Annotated in this window: 11 protein-coding genes and 1 tRNA gene; 7 read left to right on the top strand and 5 right to left on the bottom strand. The window is 55.3% G+C overall.

Annotated elements, in window-relative coordinates:
• Positions 1-30: 30 nt before the first annotated feature.
• A tRNA-Met gene (locus tag DV027_RS15375) sits at positions 31-107 on the top strand.
• Positions 108-281: 174 nt separating this feature from the next.
• Here the strand turns inward: DV027_RS15375 and DV027_RS15370 are convergent.
• From DV027_RS15370 to DV027_RS15360, 3 genes are read right to left on the bottom strand one after another with little or no spacing between them, the layout of a single operon-like run.
• On the bottom strand, positions 282-3,455 hold the full coding sequence (locus DV027_RS15370) for an error-prone DNA polymerase (protein WP_130732804.1): 3,174 nt from the start codon (positions 3,453-3,455) through the stop codon (positions 282-284).
• Complete coding sequence (locus DV027_RS15365) at positions 3,452-4,975, bottom strand: Y-family DNA polymerase (protein WP_165399220.1); 1,524 nt, start codon at positions 4,973-4,975, stop codon at positions 3,452-3,454. The genes DV027_RS15370 and DV027_RS15365 overlap by 4 nt, the downstream gene beginning before the upstream one ends.
• Positions 4,890-5,654 (bottom strand): ImuA family protein, encoded by a 765-nt coding sequence (locus tag DV027_RS15360; RefSeq protein ID WP_130732803.1) that lies wholly within the window; start codon positions 5,652-5,654, stop codon positions 4,890-4,892. Before DV027_RS15360 ends, DV027_RS15365 begins: the two co-directional genes overlap by 86 nt.
• Before the next feature lie 157 nt (positions 5,655-5,811).
• Between DV027_RS15360 and DV027_RS15355 the strand changes: the two genes are divergently transcribed.
• The 5 genes from DV027_RS15355 to DV027_RS15335 all read left to right on the top strand — a co-directional run bounded on the left by DV027_RS15355 (position 5,812) and on the right by DV027_RS15335 (position 14,689).
• Complete coding sequence (locus DV027_RS15355) at positions 5,812-7,914, top strand: ATP-dependent helicase (protein ID WP_130732802.1); 2,103 nt, start codon at positions 5,812-5,814, stop codon at positions 7,912-7,914.
• A 12-nt stretch (positions 7,915-7,926) separates the two neighbouring features.
• Positions 7,927-8,574 (top strand): SOS response-associated peptidase, encoded by a 648-nt coding sequence (locus DV027_RS15350; RefSeq protein WP_130732801.1) that lies wholly within the window; start codon positions 7,927-7,929, stop codon positions 8,572-8,574.
• 255 nt (positions 8,575-8,829) lie between these two features.
• Entirely contained in the window at positions 8,830-12,780 is a 3,951-nt protein-coding gene (locus tag DV027_RS15345; protein ID WP_165399219.1) for a PIN domain-containing protein, read from the top strand.
• Between the two features lie 251 nt (positions 12,781-13,031).
• A complete protein-coding gene (locus DV027_RS15340; protein WP_130732799.1) occupies positions 13,032-13,664 on the top strand; it encodes a hypothetical protein in 633 nt (210 codons plus the stop codon).
• A gap of 452 nt (positions 13,665-14,116) precedes the next feature.
• A complete protein-coding gene (locus DV027_RS15335) occupies positions 14,117-14,689 on the top strand; it encodes a hypothetical protein (protein WP_130732798.1) in 573 nt (190 codons plus the stop codon).
• Between the two features lie 396 nt (positions 14,690-15,085).
• Here the strand turns inward: DV027_RS15335 and DV027_RS15330 are convergent, their stop codons facing one another.
• Both DV027_RS15330 and DV027_RS15325 read right to left on the bottom strand, forming a co-directional pair.
• Positions 15,086-15,820, bottom strand: a complete 735-nt coding sequence (locus DV027_RS15330; RefSeq protein WP_130732797.1) for a hypothetical protein — start codon at positions 15,818-15,820, stop codon at positions 15,086-15,088.
• Between the two features lie 297 nt (positions 15,821-16,117).
• A protein-coding gene (locus DV027_RS15325; protein WP_130732796.1) for an IS3 family transposase occupies positions 16,118-17,304 on the bottom strand; the annotation gives its coding sequence in 2 pieces (ribosomal slippage) (positions 16,118-17,034 and positions 17,034-17,304; 1,188 coding nt in all).
• A 343-nt stretch (positions 17,305-17,647) separates the two neighbouring features.
• Between DV027_RS15325 and DV027_RS15320 the strand changes: the two genes are divergently transcribed.
• Positions 17,648-19,015, top strand: a complete 1,368-nt coding sequence (locus DV027_RS15320; protein ID WP_130732795.1) for an AbiJ-related protein — start codon at positions 17,648-17,650, stop codon at positions 19,013-19,015.
• Positions 19,016-19,171 lie beyond the last annotated feature (156 nt).

The raw sequence follows: 19,171 nt of genomic DNA, 5'->3' as shown, positions 1-19,171 counted from the left end.
GCCGCCAGGTCTTCCAGTCTCCCCTACAATCGCGGGGTGGAGCAGCCCGGTAGCTCGTCAGGCTCATAACCTGAAGGTCATAGGTTCAAATCCTATCCCCGCAACCAAACGTAAGTCCTTGATAGGACACGATAAACCCGCCTCAATCAGGCGGGTTTTTTGTTGCCTAAAATTCCCTGCAGGATGCGTATAGGATGCAGATGGGAGTGAAACTCCAGCGTAGGTTGGGCTGGAATCGGGGTGCTTCACGATTGCGTGATGTCTGTCCCTAGCCTCGTTGCTCAGTGGAAATCGCGCGATCTGACGACGATACGCTCGCCGGTGGAAGCGTTGGCATGGGGGCTCTCCGTAGAGGAGCGATTACCGACGTCCGCGAGCAGCCCGGAAAGGTCGGTGATCTCCTTCGCGACCAGATGCACGACGTCACCTTCCTTCTGGAGCATGCCTGTCACCGCCAGCATCTGCCCGCCCAGTACCACGCGCCGGTTCGCATCGAATAGATCCGGCCAGATGATGACGTTCATGTTGGCCGTCTCGTCCTCCAGGGTCATGAACACCACGCCTTCGGCGGAGCCCGGTCGCTGCCGGACCAGCACCAGCCCCGCCACGGTGAGACGCTTCCCATCCTTTGCCGCCAGCGCCTGCCGACAGGACATGATGTCCCTGGCCTGAAGATCCTTGCTTAGGAAGGTCAGGGGATGATCCCGCAGGGTAAGGCCAAGCCGGTTGTAATCCCGCACCACCTCGGCCCCGTCGCGCATGGGTTGCAGCAGCACATCCGGTTCTTCAGCTTCCCGCGTTACCTGGGCTGCCGCAAACAGGGGCAATGGTTCATCGCGCAGAGCCTTGATCGCCCAGAGAGCCTCGCGCCGTGCCAGCCCGAGCGAAGGCCGGAACGCATCCGCTTCGGCCAGATGGGTCAGAGCTGCCGCCTTCACACCGGCCCGACGCCACAGGTCATCGATCGAGGTAAACGGGCGCGAGGCTCGCGCGGCAACAATCCGGGCCGTATCGTCATTGGCTAGTCCCTTGACCAGACTCATGCCCAGCCGCACGGCAAATCGGCCATTGTAGCTTTCCGGTCCTTCCAGCGTGCTGTCCCAGCGTGAGGTATTCACACACACAGACCGGACCTCCACGCCGTGCTCACGCGCATCACGGACAAGCTGCGCCGGCGCATAGAACCCCATCGGCTGGCTGTTCAGGAGTGATGCCAGAAACACATCGGGATGGGTGCATTTCATCCACGACGATGAATAGGCCAGAATGGCGAAACTGGCCGCGTGGCTCTCGGGAAATCCGTAAGAACCGAAGCCCTCCAGTTGCTGGTAGATCCTCTGAGCGAATTCCTCATCATACCCGTTGGCGCGCATGCCATTGATCAGGCGTGTCTGAAACTGCGAGACGGTCCCAGTATTCTTGAAGGTCGCCATGGCCCGACGTAACTGATCGGCCTCGGCGGCGGTAAACCCCGCGCAGATCATGGCGACCTGCATCGCTTGTTCCTGAAACAACGGGATCCCGAGCGTCTTTTTCAGAACCTTTTCCAGTTCAGGTGTCGGATAGTTTTCCGGCTCGATCCCTTCGCGCCTTCGGAGATAGGGATGCACCATGTCCCCCTGAATGGGGCCGGGGCGGACGATCGCGACCTCAATGACGAGATCGTAGAACACGCGTGGCTTGAGCCGTGGCAGCATGGACATCTGGGCCCGACTTTCGATCTGAAACACGCCGATCGTGTCGGCCTTGCGGATCATGGCGTAGGTGCGTGGATCTTCGGCCGGGAGGGTCTGGAGCGTGAAGTGCTGGCCCTTATGTTCCGCCAGCAGATCCAGCCCCTTTTTCATGCAGGTCAGCATGCCGAGCGCCAGGATATCGACCTTCATGAATTTCAGAACGTCGATATCATCCTTGTCCCATTCAATGATCTGGCGGGCTTCCATAGATGCTGGTTCGATGGGCACCAGTTCATCCAGCCGGTCATGCGTCAGCACAAAACCGCCGGGATGTTGTGACAGATGACGAGGCGTCCCGATCAGGCAACGGGCCAGATCAAGGGTCAGACGGATGCGCCGGTCGGACAGATCAATACCCGTCTCATTCAGGGCCTCATCATCCAGTTTGCGCCCCCAGCCCCAGATCTGTCCCGATAGGCTGCGTATCAGGTCTTCCGGCAGCCCCATGACCTTGCCGACGTCACGCAGCGCTCCCTTAGCGCGATAACGGATCACCACCGCCGTCAGCGCCGCGCGGTCACGCCCGTAATGGTCATAGACCCACTGGATGACCTGCTCACGCCGTGCATGTTCGAAGTCCACGTCGATATCCGGTGGCTCGCCCCGTTCTTCGGAGACGAAGCGTTCGAACAGCAACGAGTTGCGGGCCGGATCGATGGCGGTGATGCCGAGCACATAGCAAACAGCGGAATTAGCAGCCGAGCCACGGCCCTGGCAGAGAATGTCCTGAGAACGGGCATAGCGGACGATACTGTTCACGGTCAGGAAATACGGTGCGTAGTTCATCCGCCCGATCAGGCCGAGTTCATGGCGGAGCGTTTCCGCCACGTCATCCGGTAAGCCATCCGGATAGACGGAACGGGCACCCTCCCAGGTCAGCGCCTCCAGCGCCTGCTGCGGTGTCTGGCCGGGCACGGAGACTTCATCAGGATACTGATAGGCCAGATCGTCGAGCGAGAAGCGGCAGCGCTCCGCAATGTCCATGGTGCGGGCCACCGCTTCGGGATAGCGCACGAACAGTCGGGCTATTTCCTGTGGCGGCTTGAGATAGCGGTCGGCATGACGTTCGCGGACAAACCCGGCCTCGTCGATGGTGGTGTTGTGCCGGATGCAGGTGACGACATCCTGCAGGATGCGCCGGTCATGGGTGTGGAACAACGCGTCGTTGGTCACGACGGTCGGCATGCGGGCCTGATGCGCCAGGTTCGCCAGTTCGTAGAGACGCATCTGGTCATTGGGACGGCGCAGCAGGGTGAGCGCCATGTAGGCGCGATCGGCAAAAGCCTCTTTCAGTTTGCGAAGATGCAGGGCGCAGGCATCATCCGCCGTGTTCGGGATCATGACGACGATCAGACCCGCACCCCAGGCGATCAAGTCTTCCCAGAGCAGATGGCATTTCCCTTTGCCGGCTCGTGCCTTGCCAAGGCTCAGCAGTCGGCACAGTCGACCGTAGGCCACGCGGTCGGTCGGATAGACCAGTACCGGCGGGAAATCGGCCAGGTCGAGGCGACAGCCGATGACCAGGCGGAGCCCGACCTCTTTTGCCGCGACATGCGCCTGCACCATCCCGGCCAGAGAATTGCGGTCACAGATGCCCAGTGCTTCGATGCTAAGAGCTTTTGCCTGTTCGAACAGTTCGATCGGCGAGGAGGCTCCACGCAGGAACGAGAAATACGTCGTCACCTGCAGTTCGGCGTAGCGTGGTGCCGAGGTGTTCATCCGAAGATCCCATGCAGGAACCAGCCTTGCGAGCCGGTCTCGCCATGCTCGCCATCACCCGCCCGGTAGAGCCAGAAACGCTCGCCGCTGGTATCCTCTATCCGGAAGTAATCGCGGGCGATGGTCAGTTCCGCGTCATTCTTCCACCATTCGCCAAAAACACGCTCCGGCCCGTCGGCGCATTTCACCTTCCGCCGCACGCCCCGCCAAATGAAGAACAGCGGCGGCTGGTCCGGCAGTTCCGCCATGGCCTGCACCGGCTCGGGCCGCGCCAGCAGGCGTGTCGGACGTGGCCAGTGCTCCGGCCAGTCCTTCGTCTCCTCGGGCGCCAGCGCGGGCACGCGGCAGAAGGAGCGTTCGGGTAGGTCGCTTTCCACCGGGGCAAAGCGATAGAGCGCCTGCATGCCGACACGGTTGGCCAATGTGTCGACCAGATCGGACACATCAGCCTCTTCCTCGGCAATCAGGGACGAGACGGTCTGCCGCCGGTCCATTGGTTCTGCCAGAGAGGCAATGAGCACCATACGTTCGATGCCGAACCCCGGATCAATGGTCTCGATCTTCTCGCACAGCAGCCGGGTCAGGCGTTTTATGTCCCGCACTGGCATGGCCGTGGCTACACGGACGGCCTCGGTGCGGCTGTCCACCCGATGCAGCAGCAAATCAAGACGGCGCACGCCCTGTCCGCGTTCGTCCAGGCCCTGGCAGAGCAGTGGCACCAGCCTGCCGATATAGCGCGCAATGGTCTCGGCTGCCCCGATCGGCTCGGCAAAATTACGGCTGACCTCGACCGGATCGACCGGGCGGACTGGCACGATGGCTTCACCAATGCGCCCGAAGGCCTGATCCAGCCTGCGGGCCACATCCGGCCCGAACCGCAGCGCCAGCGGCGCGCGGGGCATGGCGGCAAGTGGTCCGATACGGGATACCCCCAGCGTAGCCAGTCCGTCGATGATGGTGTCCGGCAGGCGCAGCGCTTCAACCGGAAGGTCGGCCAGAGCAGAGGCCGTTCCCCCTGAGGGCACAACGGCAATCGGCGCCCGACCATAGCGGGCGATGGCGTGCGCGGCTCCCCACGTGTCAGCCACCACAGCTTTTGCCCGAAAGCCGGCGCCCGCCATGCGATGAACCATGTCCTTGAGCATGGGAAGTTCACCGCCATGCAGATGATCCGCCCCGGTCGTATCCAGAACCAGCCCATCCGGCGCATCGACGGCCACGATGGGCGCGATACGGTGCTGGAACCACAGGGCCAGCTTTTCCAGCCCCAGCCGGTCGCCCTCGGGATCGGCGTCCATCAGCAGCAGATCAGGATACAGCGCCTGGGCCTTGGCGACCGGAGTGCCGGGACGCAGACCCAGCCTGCGGGCGGCGAGATCGACCGACAGGACAACCCGACGCCGTCCTTCACGCCCGGCCAGCGCCAGTGGCGCCTCAGGCGCGGGCGCGTCTTTGCCCAGCCGCTTCCTGATCCGATCCGTCGGCCAGAGCGGCAGGTAAAGAGAGACGACCCTTGCCATCACAGGCCTCCACTTCAAAATCGACACATTCGCCTGCACGGGCGCGGATCAGTTCCAGCAACCAGCGCGGTCTTCCGACGCCGGGAACCGGCAGCGGGACGGATGGCAGGACGGAGACCCGCCAGCGTGTGACGGAAGCCGTGGGCTGGCCAAAATCCGCCGCATCCGTCTGCCGCCGCCAGCGTCGGATGGCGATGCCAAGAGAGCCGGATGTTTCGGCCGCCAGTTGCAGGCGGCGTGAGGCGGTCATGGAGAGGCGGGCTACCTCGGCGACCACAGCCCCAAGGCCGCCATGCCGCAGCCCCTCCTCGAAACAGGCCAGCACATCGACGTCCGAGCCTGCCTCGACATAGATCGTGCGGCGTGCCGACAGACCGACCTGTTTCAGGGAAGGGGCAAATACATCCTGGCGGGTAACGATCCACAGCACCTTGCCACGCGTGCGGGCCGCAATCCCGGCGCAGAACTGTCCGGCCGCCGCACTGTGCAGGGCATCGTTGCCGCCTCCTGCCACCTCATGCAGCGCACCCAGCGCCAGACCACCACCGGGCAGACGCGCATCGATCTCGCGCACGCCAAATGGCAGCATTTTGCGGCGTCGGTCGCTATGCCCTTCGAGACGACTGATCGCAGCCCGCAGCGTCTCGATGCCGGGTTTTTTGTGGGTTTCAGCGGTCATTTCACGGTCTGGCGTCCCTTGTGCAAGTGCATTTCATGATTATATGTTCGTGATTTGTTCCGATGCAGCGATGGAAGTCAATGCAAATTCGCACCGCGTCAGGCATGATGCAGGGCGCATAACCACCCGGAATTATTGGTGAAGGTACCTTAAGGAATTGAATTCAGAGACTTCTCCCATCCCGAACAGCGACGATTATCTGTCCCGTCTGAATGACGCGCAGCGACAGGCCGTCACGCACGGGACCGGAGTCTCGGCAGGCATCGCGGATTCATCCCCGCTGCTGGTCATCGCCGGTGCCGGATCGGGCAAGACCAACACGCTGGCCCACCGGGTGGCGCATCTGATCGCCTCAGGCGCCGATCCGCGCCGTATCCTGCTGCTGACCTTCTCGCGGCGAGCCTGTGTCGAGATGACGCGGCGGGTGGAGCGCATCTGCAGAACAGTGCTCGGCGACAAAGCCGGCCCACTGGCCGATGCGCTGGCCTGGGCCGGGACGTTTCATTCCATCGGTGCTCGGCTGCTGCGGGAGTATGCGCAGCAGATCGGCATGGATCCGGCCTTCTCGATCCATGACCGCGAGGATTCCGCCGATCTGATGAATCTGATCCGGCACGATCTGGGATTTTCCAAAACCGAGAAGCGGTTTCCCGGCAAGGGTACGTGCCTTGCCATCTATTCCCGTGTGGTGAATTCCGGCGCGCCACTCGCCGACGTGTTGCTGAAGCACTATCCGTGGTGCGCGGGCTGGGAAGCCCAGTTGAAACAGCTTTTTGCAGGCTACGTCACGGCGAAGCAGGAACAGGGCGTGTTGGATTACGACGACCTGCTGCTGTGCTGGGTGCAGATGGTCAGCGACCCGGTGCTGGTGGCCGATATTGGCGGCAAATGGGATCATGTGCTGGTCGACGAGTATCAGGACACGAACCGGCTGCAGGCGGATATCCTGCTGCGCATGAAACCGGACGGGCGAGGCCTGACGGTGGTGGGTGATGACGCGCAGAGCATCTACGCCTTCCGGGCCGCGACCGTGCGTAACATTCTCGATTTTCCGACGTCCTTCGATCCTCCGGCCTGCGTCGTGACGCTGGACCGGAACTACCGCTCGACAAAACCCATTCTGGATGCGGCCAACGCGGTGATCGGAGAGGCGGCCGAGCGGTTCACCAAGGATCTGTGGACTGAGCGACAATCCGACGAACTCCCCAGGCTTGTGACAATCTGGGACGATACCGCCCAGGCCAATTACATCGCGGATCGGGTGCTGGAAGAGCGTGAGGCCGGCACGCCGATGAAGCAGCAGGCGGTGCTGTTCCGGGCCTCGCACCATAGCGGCACGCTGGAAGTGGAACTGACAAGGCGCAACATTCCGTTCGTGAAGTTTGGCGGCCTGAAGTTTCTCGACAGTGCGCATGTGAAGGACGTGCTGGCTCTGCTGCGTTTTGCGCAGAACCCGCGCGACCGCATCGCGGGCTTCCGGGTCCTGCAGCTTCTGCCGGGCGTGGGGCCGACCTCAGCTCGGCGCGTGCTGGACACGATGGGTGAGAGTGCCCATCCCTTCGAGGCGCTGAAGGATGTCAAAGCGCCACAGCGCAGCGGCGAGGCCTGGACGGGGTTTGTGAATATGCTGACCGCTCTTGGCGGCCATCAGGTCGGCTGGCCCGGCGAGATCGCGGCTGTACGCTACTGGTATGAACCGTATCTGGAACGGCTGCATGAGGACGCCTCCACCCGCCTGGCCGATCTGGTGCAGCTGGAGCAGATCGCCGGCGGTTATCCCTCACGGGAAAAATTCCTGACCGAACTGACGCTGGACCCGCCGGATGCCACGTCCGATCAGGCCGGCGTGCCGTTGCTGGATGAGGATTACCTGATCCTCTCGACGATCCATTCCGCCAAGGGGCAGGAATGGAAGAACGTGTTCGTGATGAACGCCGTCGACGGATGCATTCCATCTGATCTGGCCACGGGAGAACAGGATGACATCGAGGAGGAACGCCGGCTGCTCTATGTGGCCATGACGCGGGCGAAGGACAGTCTCGATATCATGCTGCCGCAGCGTTTTTACGTGCATGGCCAGCACAGCCGGGGCGACCGGCATGTCTATGCCTCGCGGACACGCTTCATCGACCGGGACATGCTGCCTTTGTTCGAAGCCGTGTCATGGCCAGTCGTGAAGCCGGAAGAGCAGGAAAGGCAGGATGCGGTGAAGTCGGTGCGGATCGATATGGCCGCCAGATTACGCGGCATGTGGTCGTAAGGGAGCAGGTGGATGTGCAATCTCTATTCCATGACCTCGAACCCGCAGGCGATCCGGGAGATTGCGAAAGTTCTTGAGGACCGCACCGGTAATCTTCAGCCATTGCCTGAGATTTACCCGAACACGATGGCGCCGGTCGTGCGGAATGGTGAGAACGGACGTGAACTGGTCATGGCGCGCTGGGGCATGCCGACACCGCCCGGTTATCTCAAGGGGCATAAGGTGGATCGGGGTGTGACCAATATCCGCAATCCGACCTCGACATGGTGGAAGCGCTGGGAAGGTGTTGCGCATCGTTGTCTGGTGCCGCTGACGGCATTCTCGGAACCGGAGCGTCTGCCCGACGGGAAATCACGGCCTGTGTGGTTTGCCCGCAGCGATGGAGAACCGCTGGCTTTCTTTGCCGGGATCTGGTGCCGATGGACCTCGGTGCGCAAACTGGCGGATGGCGAGACGACGGACGATCTGTTCGGGTTTTTGACCACCGAGGCGAACCGGGAAGTCGGTGCGATCCATCCGAAGGCCATGCCCGTCATTCTGACGCGGCCGGACGAACTGGATGCATGGATGAACGCCCCGGTGGCCGAGGCTTTGCGGCTTCAGCGGCCTCTGCCGAATGGTTTGTTGGTCCGTGTTGAAGTCCTGCGTTCTTGGGAATGACAGCCATGAAGGCGAAAGAGGGTTTGCCTCTCTCTCTCCCTCATGTCGGACGCGAGGGCTTCTAAAATATTTTCCGCAAAGCAGCTATAAATAGCTCTGTTCCTCGCAGCTTATTTTAGATGATAGTCGGCGCGGCACGCTTAGAACTGGTCCGTAGAACACCGTTATTCATTTATAACGCACTCGACTTTACTGTCTCGATGATCGGATTGTTAAACCTTCCCGATGAAACCAAGAACGTCTAAGGTTGTCGATATGACAGACGTCCTTTCTCGCCCACTACCGCCGCCTAAAAGGTGGCAGGAGTTCGAAAGCCTCACCTTTGATCTTTTCAGCCGCATTTGGCGGACGACTGATGCAGAGCTTCATGGCAGAACCGGGCAGGCGCAGGCTGGTGTCGACGTCTACGGGACCAATCGGGTTGAGAACCTTTTTACCGGTGTTCAGTGCAAAGGGAAGGATGCCGACTACGGTGGCGAACTTACAGAGAAGGAATTGCGAGCGGAAGTAGACAAAGCGCTCAAGTTCCAGCCTCCACTAGAGACGTTCATAGTTGTCACTACGGCACCGAACGACGTCATTATCCAAAAGATAGCCAGGGAAATCAGCGCCGAGCACAAGGCAAGAGGTCTCTTCGAGGTAAGAGTCACTGCCTGGGACACTTTGCGCCATCGTATTGCGGATTATCCGGAACTTGTTCGTAAATACTTCCCCGATTTCGCTCCGGTAGACATACTCGAGCACCTGAATTGTTCGCGGCAGGACCACACGCTACAGCTCCAAAGCATCACTCAGACGCTCCAAAGATACAGCGGTCTCCTTGCCAACATTCGCGATGATCGTGGCGAAGGAGACGATCTTGCCACACGTGCTTCTGATATCGGTAAGCTTATCGATGATGGTTCACCTCGTGCCGCTTTACGGGCGCTTGACCGCCTTCTTACCGATGAAGGTGAGACCGCAAGTCCGCTCGCCCGATACCGCATCTTCGCAACGCGTGGCATCGCACAATTTGCACTGGGAAACGAAAGCGCCGGTATTGTTTCTTTTCAACAGGCCTTTAGCGCATATCCAACCTTTCCGAATGCACGGGCTACTAAGGCAATTGTACTCCTTCACGAGGAAGATCGCGAAGCTGCTTTTTTACTTGCTACCGAGGCACTGAAAGACGACCCTGCTTCCACGCGTTCCGCTCGAATTCTCATCAGTGCTGCTCCTGAAGAGATGTCACTCGCGGAAGTTGAAGCGCGATTACCTCCAGAGCTTGTCGGCGACGTGAATGTGAAGATACATCTCGCTATGCATGCCGCTAGACACGGCGATCACGAAGCTCATCGACGTCTCTCGGAAGAGGCATACGCTCTCGCGCCGGAAGATTGGCGCGCAATAGCCGGGGTCGCCGATGCGTTGATGGAACCTCTTTCTGCGGTCGAAGGTCTGGAATTGAGTCGCGCGCTTACAGAAAAGCAGCTCGCAGATGCCACGCGAGCGGCTGAACTTCTTGGTAAAGCGTGGGGTAAGATTATTGTTGGGGATTCCAGTTGCCAAGGCAGGCATGTCGCAGCGAATCTCATAAGCCTTCTCGGACTATTGGGTCGCGATGAGCAAGCCCAAATCATTCTTGAGCAAGCTCTCAAGTGCAATTCGAACTATGATCCACTTGCTTATAGATCGGCGCAGTATTCGTTTTCGCAGGGAGATTACGCGAGCGCTGTGGCTGCCATTAATGCCGTTCCCGAAGACGAGCGTGGGTTCGACAGTCTGCTTATACAGATCCAAGCCGCCATTGGTCTTGGCGATGTTGCCGTTGCACGCCGGGGCTGTGAACTCCTGGAGGCAAAACAGCCGCCTAGTCTGTCGAATGCGGAACGAGATCAACTTATGGCGGCGCTACGCGCAAAGATCGCGATTCTTGAGGGTGCCGACAGGGAGGTAGAGATTGAAGCGGCAGCACGAGCTCATCCTGACGGCCTCATTCTTCGCTCGATATTGTTTGACGAGCTGCCGCCCAAGAGTCAGCTTCGGAAAGGCTTCATCGAAGACATACGCACAGTTATTAATAACGAGTTAACATTGCGTGAGCGCGTTCACTCTGCCGAGATGCTTTATTCAGCTGGCCAGCACTCGCTTGCTGCCGATCTCTACGAACCGCTTCATGGGCAATCTGACAGTTATGCGCTTCGTAGGCGGCTCGAGGCACTTTACCTCGCCGATCGACGAGCAGAGGCGCGCAAGCTGTTCGAATCGCTCCCGGGGGATCTTAGGGCAGCGTCGCAGTATCTTTACGTCGGCATCAACATCTACCAACGCGCAGGCCTTCTGAAGCCTGCTCTCAGACTTGTCGAAAAGGCTCTGATCCAAGAAGACACACTGCGCGTGCGCATGGCTTGGATTCACCTGCTAATGCGCTTAGGGCGCAGCAAGGAAGCTTTGCCTTGGCTGGAGGAACTGCCCGATAGCATCGATGGTAGTCCCGATGAACTTATGACTCTTGCTTGGGTGCTTGGCCAATACCATGCCGGGAACCCTAAATCGCTGGCTATTGGTTATCGAGCGCTGCGTAGCGGCTATGGACAACCATCTGTCCATACGGCCTTTGCGGTAGGAGTTATCCTCAATGGCCAGCCAAATGAAGCTGCGCTGGCACCGCCCTCTGCTGTCGGGCCGGGGACGGGCGTAGTGCTTCTAAACGAAGTTACGGGTGAGAGGATTCTCCGTCTTATCGAGACCGAAGTCGATCCCGTGATCGATCGCGATGAGATATCGCCCAACGATCCGTTTGCAAAACAGATGGTCGGATTGAAGGTCGGAGAAACAATCGAGATACCGAAATTAGGCTTTGAGCCGCAGACCTATCGGGTCATGGAGATACAAAGCCGCTATGTTTTTGCCTTCCAGCGGACGGTACGCGATTTTTCACGTCTTTTCCCCGGGAATGCCACTTTCGGTTCGTTCTCTATCGACGACAGCAAAGGTGATCACAGATTTGAAGAGATATTCGCTGTCGCTCGTAGACGAGCTGCTCAGGGTAATGAGATTATAACGATGTACCGCGATAACATCCTGCCATTGCCGATGGTGGCAAAGTTCTCGGGTTCATCCGTCTTCGACGTATGGGACCATCTCTCTGTCAATTCTAAACTGGGCCTGAAGTCTGCTCTGGGTATTTCGGGCGAGTTCGAAACTGGGCGCGAGGCTGCCGACAGAGGCATCATCCTGGTAGATCCAGTTTCGATATATGCGTGGACTCGGCTTGGGCTTTGCGCAACTCTTCTGAAGTCAGGATCGCGCTTAGCTGTAGTGCAGGCAACTATCGACTTGTTTCGCCAACTTCTTAAGGAGCGCCAGTCGCAACGCGGCCGCAAGATGGGCGTCTTAGGATGGGACGGCGAGCACTGTCGTATGGCCGAATTCACCGAAGAAGCTATAAAGCGACAAGTAGAAGAAGCATCCGCGGCGCTTGCGTTTACGGAGAAGTTGATGCTTCTTCCGGCAGAAACTGATGAATTTCTGCCCGATGGTATTGCCGATCTCCTCAAGGATCTGGAGCCTGCGTATTACGACACATTGATAGCATCGCTCGGTCCCAAACGCGCCCTGCTGTCCGACGATCTCGGTTTTCGGATCATCGCGCAGGGGGCAGGAGCTGCGGTCAGTTGGACGCAACCGTTTGAACAGGTAAGCCTGTTTTCAAAGGATATTTCACATGCTGAATATATTGAGGTAATTGCATCTCTAATCGACGCAAATTACTATTTCACGCAGTTTAACCATAGAGACATCATTGGTGAACTCAGGAATTCGGGCTGGGTGATTAATGATCGCCTGCGTCGTTTCGCTCGCTTGATGACCAGTACAACCCTTGATCGCGCGAGCATAGCCACTCTACTCTGCAATCTGCTTCTGGCTAGCTATCATCATGCGCCCGACGATACGAGTTTGGCTGCTTTTCCCATCGCATACGTGGATATGTGCCGTGAATCTGGCTTACTAGAGCAAGGTCGAAGGGATTTTTCCTCTGCATATCAAGCGGCATTTGAAGTGATCATACGTTCGTGGAACCGCCAGTTTCTTCCGAAGCGCCTGATTGACACTACCTGTCTGACGCCGCTTTGGCGGCTGGCTGAGGAATCAATAAGGATTGCGAAAAAGCAAGTTGACCGGATCAGGGATGGGCTGAGGCACGGTGGATTTACGCTCGGATGAAACACGGAGATTTTATAGAGACCGTGTTTCGCAACATACTGATCCCAACTATATTCACAAAGCTATCTCTTGGATCACCGGCCAAATCGATAGGACTTGCAAGAGAGTCTTTCTATCCTGACGCTTTCAGAAACCAGGACAACGTAAATCTCCTCATGGTTTCAAGTTTGTTTGCGCCTTCAATGCGGTCATTCGCAATATGATCTTGTGATGGCGAATCAATGAGAGAACGAAATTGGGGACGATAAGCTGTGACTGATAACGACACAACCATCATTAGAGAAGGCGAAGTTTATACATTTCGTCTCCTTTGGCGGGTCGTTCAAAGACAATTACAAAATGCCACTGCAAAACCGCATGGATCCATAAGTGATCTGATGGCTGCTCTTACGTTCGCGGCGTTTACCGTTGAAGCATTCGTGAATTTTGTTGGGGTGCAATTGTATCAAGAGGCATGGCTATCTAAATACGAACGAAAACCAACCAATAAAAAGATTAAGCTTGTATTGGAAAAATTAAACTTAGCATACAAAGATATACCTGAACCGGTTAAAAAAACACTAAATATGTTAAAGATCTTGCGCGACGACTTGGCACACGGAAAGCCATATTTATCGCTAGATAATTTTAATGCAACCAAAGTCCGGACCTCTCGAGAAAATTTCTATAAATTACAATTCAAGGCCCCACTATATGAGAAACTCGAAAAAATAGGTTTCGAAGGAAGTAAAAAAATCATTGAGGATGTCAATATATTTGCGAATTTTATAAATGCAAAAGCAAATAAAGAATTTCCTGACTTAGTTCTGGATGAAGATAATATCTTGTCTGGTGCCCTCTCGCGCGCTGTATACGTTTGGCCCGAGACAGAAACAAATATATGATGGATGTTTAACCCGCATGAGAGACTCATTTATTTTATTATAGCGACCGGTGAGCGAAACAAGTGGTTATTGTGATCTAGGATAAGGGAGACCATAATCATGAACACTGACAATCAGACTGGCCTAGTGATTGTCCGCTTTTTCGTGGTTGTGGTCCAATAGCGCCCTTCCGTTCTCGCCTTCATATCGGACATACGTGCCTATAAACAGGTTTCCGCATCGCGGACGTCTGCATCACGATCTTTCGCGGCCTACTGTCAGTTCTTGACTATTTCTATCCGATCACCGGACATTCTGTCCCCTCCCTCTATAATTTGCATGTCTGATAAGAAATTTCATTATAGACCAGCAGCAATCAAACGAACATGCGACAGGATTTGAGCCTTAATTGACAACAAGCCTTACTGGCGCGAAGATCATAGTACGCATTTTATCAAATATGAGGATCTCGAATGCCCGTTAATAAGCCACGGAAGACCTCTCGCTGTCCAATAACGCCAGAGGCACCATTTTATCGGAACGTTAAAGCATTAATTAATGATCTTGACGGTCAAGAAGCCATATATATCCCCGTAGAATCACATCCTACAGCAAAAGTGTCAGAGTGTTTTTGGAATGTGGACAAGCTCGTTAAAGATCATGGTGGAACGCCGGTTTACGGATGGTGCATTTGGGACTGGCCCGGATATTATGCAAGAGCAGAGCATCATTGCATTTGGCGTATGCCAGACGGTCAGCTTGTAGATCCAACTCCCAAAGAAGAAGGTGACCAGCGCATTCTTTTTGTTCCAGATGAAAAAGCCACCCCAGAAGTAGAGGGGCAAAGAGTGAGAGTAAGTGTTTGGAGAGCTGAACCTCACAGTGCTGATGCGAACCACCTTGTAGAGATTTCTAAAGAATTCGAATGGGTCAGATATATGTACCATAGAACCGAAGATAGTTCTGAAAAAGCCTCCCTAATGAATAGATATCGTTGGCTAGATGCGGAAATCGACCGGACTATAAGTAAAATGTCTCTCAAATAACACTGTTTTTATGATATGTTTCTTGATTTTTTATATAATATATTAATCTGGATGTTGTGTAGTATAGGACCAGTTCTTTCTAATATATATCTGTACAATAATGGATCGATCGTGTTATAATGGTTGTCTTTTTCATAGTCATTGGCCTGTGTCATCTTAAGATTACGGCAAAGACATTTCTGGGTAAAATGACCACTTTATAGTGGTTGTCGACCGCAAAATTGACCTTCTGTTTTCTCCGCTTAACTGGGGGCTGCTAAATGAATTTAAAGTAGCCCCGGGAAGGGGCCTATATTGGCGACATAGAGACGGCAAAGCCAATTCAAGAAAAGGTATCAGATTTCGATAAATAAAAGCTGGAACCAACAGAGAAATGAAATTTAATTAAATTTTTTATTACAGTTTCTTTAAAAATAAATCTCTTCCATCAATATCAAAAACTATAAAACAACCGTAAATAGAAGGGTCAACACCGTTTTCTGAAATATTAGATTCCCCACTATCGCCTACAAAAGTCGCTTCAGCTAATGTTTTATATCCTCCTCTGCGTAAAACTATCTTCTTATCTTGCATTCGAATAGAAGGTGAATACGAAGTTTTACAAAGAGCCGCAGATTTTACAATCCCTTGATATATGGCATCAGATAACCTGTCATGGTCAGTCTGTGTGATTCCTTTCTCAATTTTGATTAAGAATGTTACGCATGTAGCTTCGATCGACATTTGAGTATTTCTTACACTTGTATCGATAAACTCTAAGCATCTAACTACGTCGTCATCAATCCCGAGAAAATTCTTCACATATATTTTGTTTTCTATCAATATAACTGGCCACGTCCAACCATTGTCTTCATACGAAATTGTTATATCTACTCTTCCATTTCGTGCAATGCAGGCCAAGAACCCAGAAGGTCTAGGAGGAAACAAAGATGCCCCTATTATTTCTTTTGTATTCTTTTCCAATCTAATGATAGAATTATTTATGTTATCTTTAAATGTTTCTGCTATTTTAACGGTCTTTAGATACTCAGGCTTTATTTCGCTGTAGGGGTTTTCCGAAAAATCGAAAATTATGCTCGCAGATTTCTTTAAGCCATCTTCGAGAAGATCTAGAATATCTTGAACTATCATATTCTCTCTCTGATTTTTGGTTTTGTATCTTATTCAAGAATCACGATTGAAGAGAGCATGTCAATAATCAATTCTAACGGCCAATTATTAAAACGCCAATTTGCAAAGAGTTATATAATTAATTTTATAATCCGAGAGGCATAAAGACCGGTTTTGTGGTCTATCAGCACATATCAGACGCGCTGTTTTCCTCTCGCAATGCCTGTAAGCGGACCGGCAAAAAATCCCCCCAAAACTAGAGGTGGACCCGTCCGTTCGGACAGTTTTGCGGGCTTGATAAGCTATACCTGGTTGTTGTTATGCCGCCCTTCTGACGGCGTTGCTGTTGGCCATCTGGTCCGGGGTTAACCCCGGACCAGATGGCGTCGGCACGTCATAATACGCCTCATCGGGCGTACGTCCAGCCAGCGCCGTATGCGGACGCCTTTCGTTATAATGGGCGATCCATCTGCCAAGCCCGGCCCTCAGCTCCGATCCGGTCTCGAACGCGTGCAGGTAGACGCATTCATATTTCAGCGACCGCCACAGACGCTCGATGAACACGTTGTCCAGCCAGCGACCGCGCCCATCCATGCTGATGCGGATCTGACGCTCTTCCAGTATCCCGGTGAAACGGGGTGTCGTAAATTGCGACCCCTGGTCAGTATTGAAAATGTCCGGGGCGCCATAGCGCATGAGGGCATCCTGTAGCGCCTCGATACAGAACTCCACGTCCATCGTGTTCGACAGACGCCAGGACAGGACCTTGCGCGTGAACCAGTCCATGATCGCCACGAGATAGAGAAATCCCCGTTTCATGGGAATATATGTGATATCGGAACACCAGACCTGGTCAGGCCGATTGATGACCAGATCCCGTAGCAGATATGGATATTTCCGATGTTCCGGATGGGGCACGGTCGTGCGCGGCTTCTGGTAGATCGCCCGCAGGCCCATGATCGCCATGAGCCGCCGGACCCGCTTGCGGCCCACTTCATGTCCCAGGCGGCGCAGATGCCATGTCATCTGCCGTGAGCCATAATACGGCGTTTCCAGGAACTGGGCGTCGATCAACCGCATCAGCTTCAGATTGGCCTCGCTCTGTGGCACAGGCCGATAGTAAACGCCCGACCGGTTGAGTCGCAGCAGCGTGCATTGCCGGATTATCGGCAGGCACGCTCGCTTCGGGTCAATCATCTGCCGCCTCTGATCACGCCCAACCGAGCAGAGGCATCCCGCAAAAAATCCCGTTCCACCAGCAACTGGCCGATCTTGGCATGCAGTTTCTCTACATCAGCAGGGCTGACTGAAGGTTCCGTTACTGACTTACCAGAAAAAAGGCTTGCCATGCCTTCGATCGCCCGGCGCTTCCATTGGGCGATCATCGTCTGATGCACGCCATGTTTCGACGCCAACTCCGCCAGCGTCAGTTCGCCACGGATCGCCTCCAGGGCAACCCGTGACTTGAACTCCGCCGCATACCGTTTCCGCGTAACCTTGCCCATAAAACCCGTCCTCGTTCAGGCCAGATGATAGCTTACCGCCCTGTCCGAAAAATGGGGGCCACTTCTCCTCTGGTGGAGAACCTATCGTCGAGGAAGGCATACACTCCCCATCACTCACATTGAAACCCAAACCAGTTCAATGAGGTTCATACCGCCAAGGCCAAAGGTCATGCTCAAGGTCGACCTTGACCAGTATGCTGTTACGGGCCAACCTATGTAAGACGCCTCGTCGAAGACATGTACGCTCTACGTGATCGTACGCCGGAGCAGTGGCAGCAGGATGTCTTCGGTCAGATCGACGCTCTGCTGTGCATCATGCCACTTCTAGCTTGAATCGTAAGCGATGGACTACACGCAACTTCGCTCTTTATTGTCTCCGCTTATCATCGCCTTAAAGGACGTCGGCCCGCATTCTACGCTGCCGACGCTTTGCGAAGAATTGGGGTTGCCCGCGCCTGTTGCTAACGGCACCAAGCGTGATTGTATGGCCTCCAGTATTGAGGCCGTGGCCGACACCGATCTACCTGCAATTGCATGCAAGCTGTTGGATTTTCGTCCACCGGCTGCCGCGACCCGCAATCAGATCCAGGACCTTCTCTGGAGCGACAGAGGGGGGCCGTCGATCCCCAAGCGTTATCGGCGTGAGGTCGCTCGAAGACTCAATGGCGAGGAATTGTATGGGGATGCTCGCAGGTTCGATGACCTTCTGGATCGGTTGTGGATATTAGATACCGATGACTGGCTTCACGTAATGAGTGGCAAGCTCATTGGGTTACGCGCGGACATTCAGCAGCACGTCCACCAAAATCCAGAGGACTGGTCGGTGGAAACGCTGTTCGACCAATTGGGGGCCTATGATGCCTCCGATCGGCGCTTTGCGCTGTTTCTTGAAGGGCTGGCTTCCGCCGACGTGCGGCCCGACGAGGCAGCACAACGCCGCTTTGTAGCGTGCGTTAACGAGACGTTGCGCAACTGCGGCGTTGAGTTGCGTGAGACTGATTTGGAGGGAGGTTACCCGGTCTTCTCGATCGTTTCATCGCACGTGACAGTCAAAGGCCGACCGAAAAATCTTATCTTTGCCTCACCCGACAAGCCCGATCTACGTTTCCGCGATGCGCTGGATAATGACGTCGAGATCGTCACGAATGCCGATAAGGTGCTCGTCTATGACCGTCCCATTGGTAATGATGGACTGCGCTGGAGCGATCTGCAGCAGTGGTGGGGTGATACAGAGCAGATCGCTGATGCCGAGCAAGCCAAGCGCTCGCTGTATGCGCGTCTCAAAGCCAGTTTGCCTCGCAACTCTCCGCCACAGACCTTGTTGTTCGAGGCCTTCTTTGAGGGGTTCCGCAGTGCCGTACCGAACTTGCCAGCACTAATACCGGAAGTATGGCTTCACTGGGATCCACTTACTGTCAAGGAGCGGGGGCCGGATGCACTTTTGCGCTTTCGCATGGACTTCCTGCTGCTGTTGCGGCAGGGGGTTCGGGTTGTCATCGAAGTGGACGGAAAGCACCACTACGCGGACATCGTAGGAAATGCCGATGTGCAACGCTATGCACAGATGGTCCGGGGTGATCGCGAACTCAAACTTGCGGGCTATGAAGTCTTTCGCTTTGGAGCTGTGGAACTGCAGGCGCCAGAAGCCAAGGCAAATGTGAAGACTTTCTTCGAGGCTTTGTTCAAGCGCTACGGTGTTCTAACAAGCTGATAACCCATCTCCATGGTAACCTGGCAAGCCTTTGGGAAGAACAGGGCGGGAGTTCCTGAAGTCTAGTTGCTTGTTCGGTAGCGTAAGCTCCCGGCGACTGACGCCTTGCTGAATACTTCTGGCCTGGTTCAGCTATGAAGCATGAACGATTTAAGA

The organism is Komagataeibacter xylinus (assembly GCF_004302915.1).
In the GTDB taxonomy this organism is placed as follows: Bacteria; Pseudomonadota; Alphaproteobacteria; order Acetobacterales; family Acetobacteraceae; genus Komagataeibacter; species Komagataeibacter xylinus_C.
Note: the sequence above shows the minus strand (reverse complement) of the source record. Positions and strands in the feature narration are given on the sequence as shown.

What these genes read in the sequence shown, in the direction of transcription:
- DV027_RS15370 (WP_130732804.1), bottom strand. Translation starts at nt 3,455, where the DNA reads ATGAACACCTCGGCACCACGCTACGCCGAACTGCAGGTGACGACGTAT.
- DV027_RS15365 (WP_165399220.1), bottom strand. Translation starts at nt 4,975, where the DNA reads ATGGCAAGGGTCGTCTCTCTTTACCTGCCGCTCTGGCCGACGGATCGG.
- DV027_RS15360 (WP_130732803.1), bottom strand. Translation starts at nt 5,654, where the DNA reads ATGACCGCTGAAACCCACAAAAAACCCGGCATCGAGACGCTGCGGGCT.
- DV027_RS15350 (WP_130732801.1), top strand. Translation starts at nt 7,927, where the DNA reads ATGTGCAATCTCTATTCCATGACCTCGAACCCGCAGGCGATCCGGGAG.
- DV027_RS15345 (WP_165399219.1), top strand. Translation starts at nt 8,830, where the DNA reads ATGACAGACGTCCTTTCTCGCCCACTACCGCCGCCTAAAAGGTGGCAG.
- DV027_RS15335 (WP_130732798.1), top strand. Translation starts at nt 14,117, where the DNA reads ATGCCCGTTAATAAGCCACGGAAGACCTCTCGCTGTCCAATAACGCCA.
- DV027_RS15330 (WP_130732797.1), bottom strand. Translation starts at nt 15,820, where the DNA reads ATGATAGTTCAAGATATTCTAGATCTTCTCGAAGATGGCTTAAAGAAA.
- DV027_RS15320 (WP_130732795.1), top strand. Translation starts at nt 17,648, where the DNA reads ATGGACTACACGCAACTTCGCTCTTTATTGTCTCCGCTTATCATCGCC.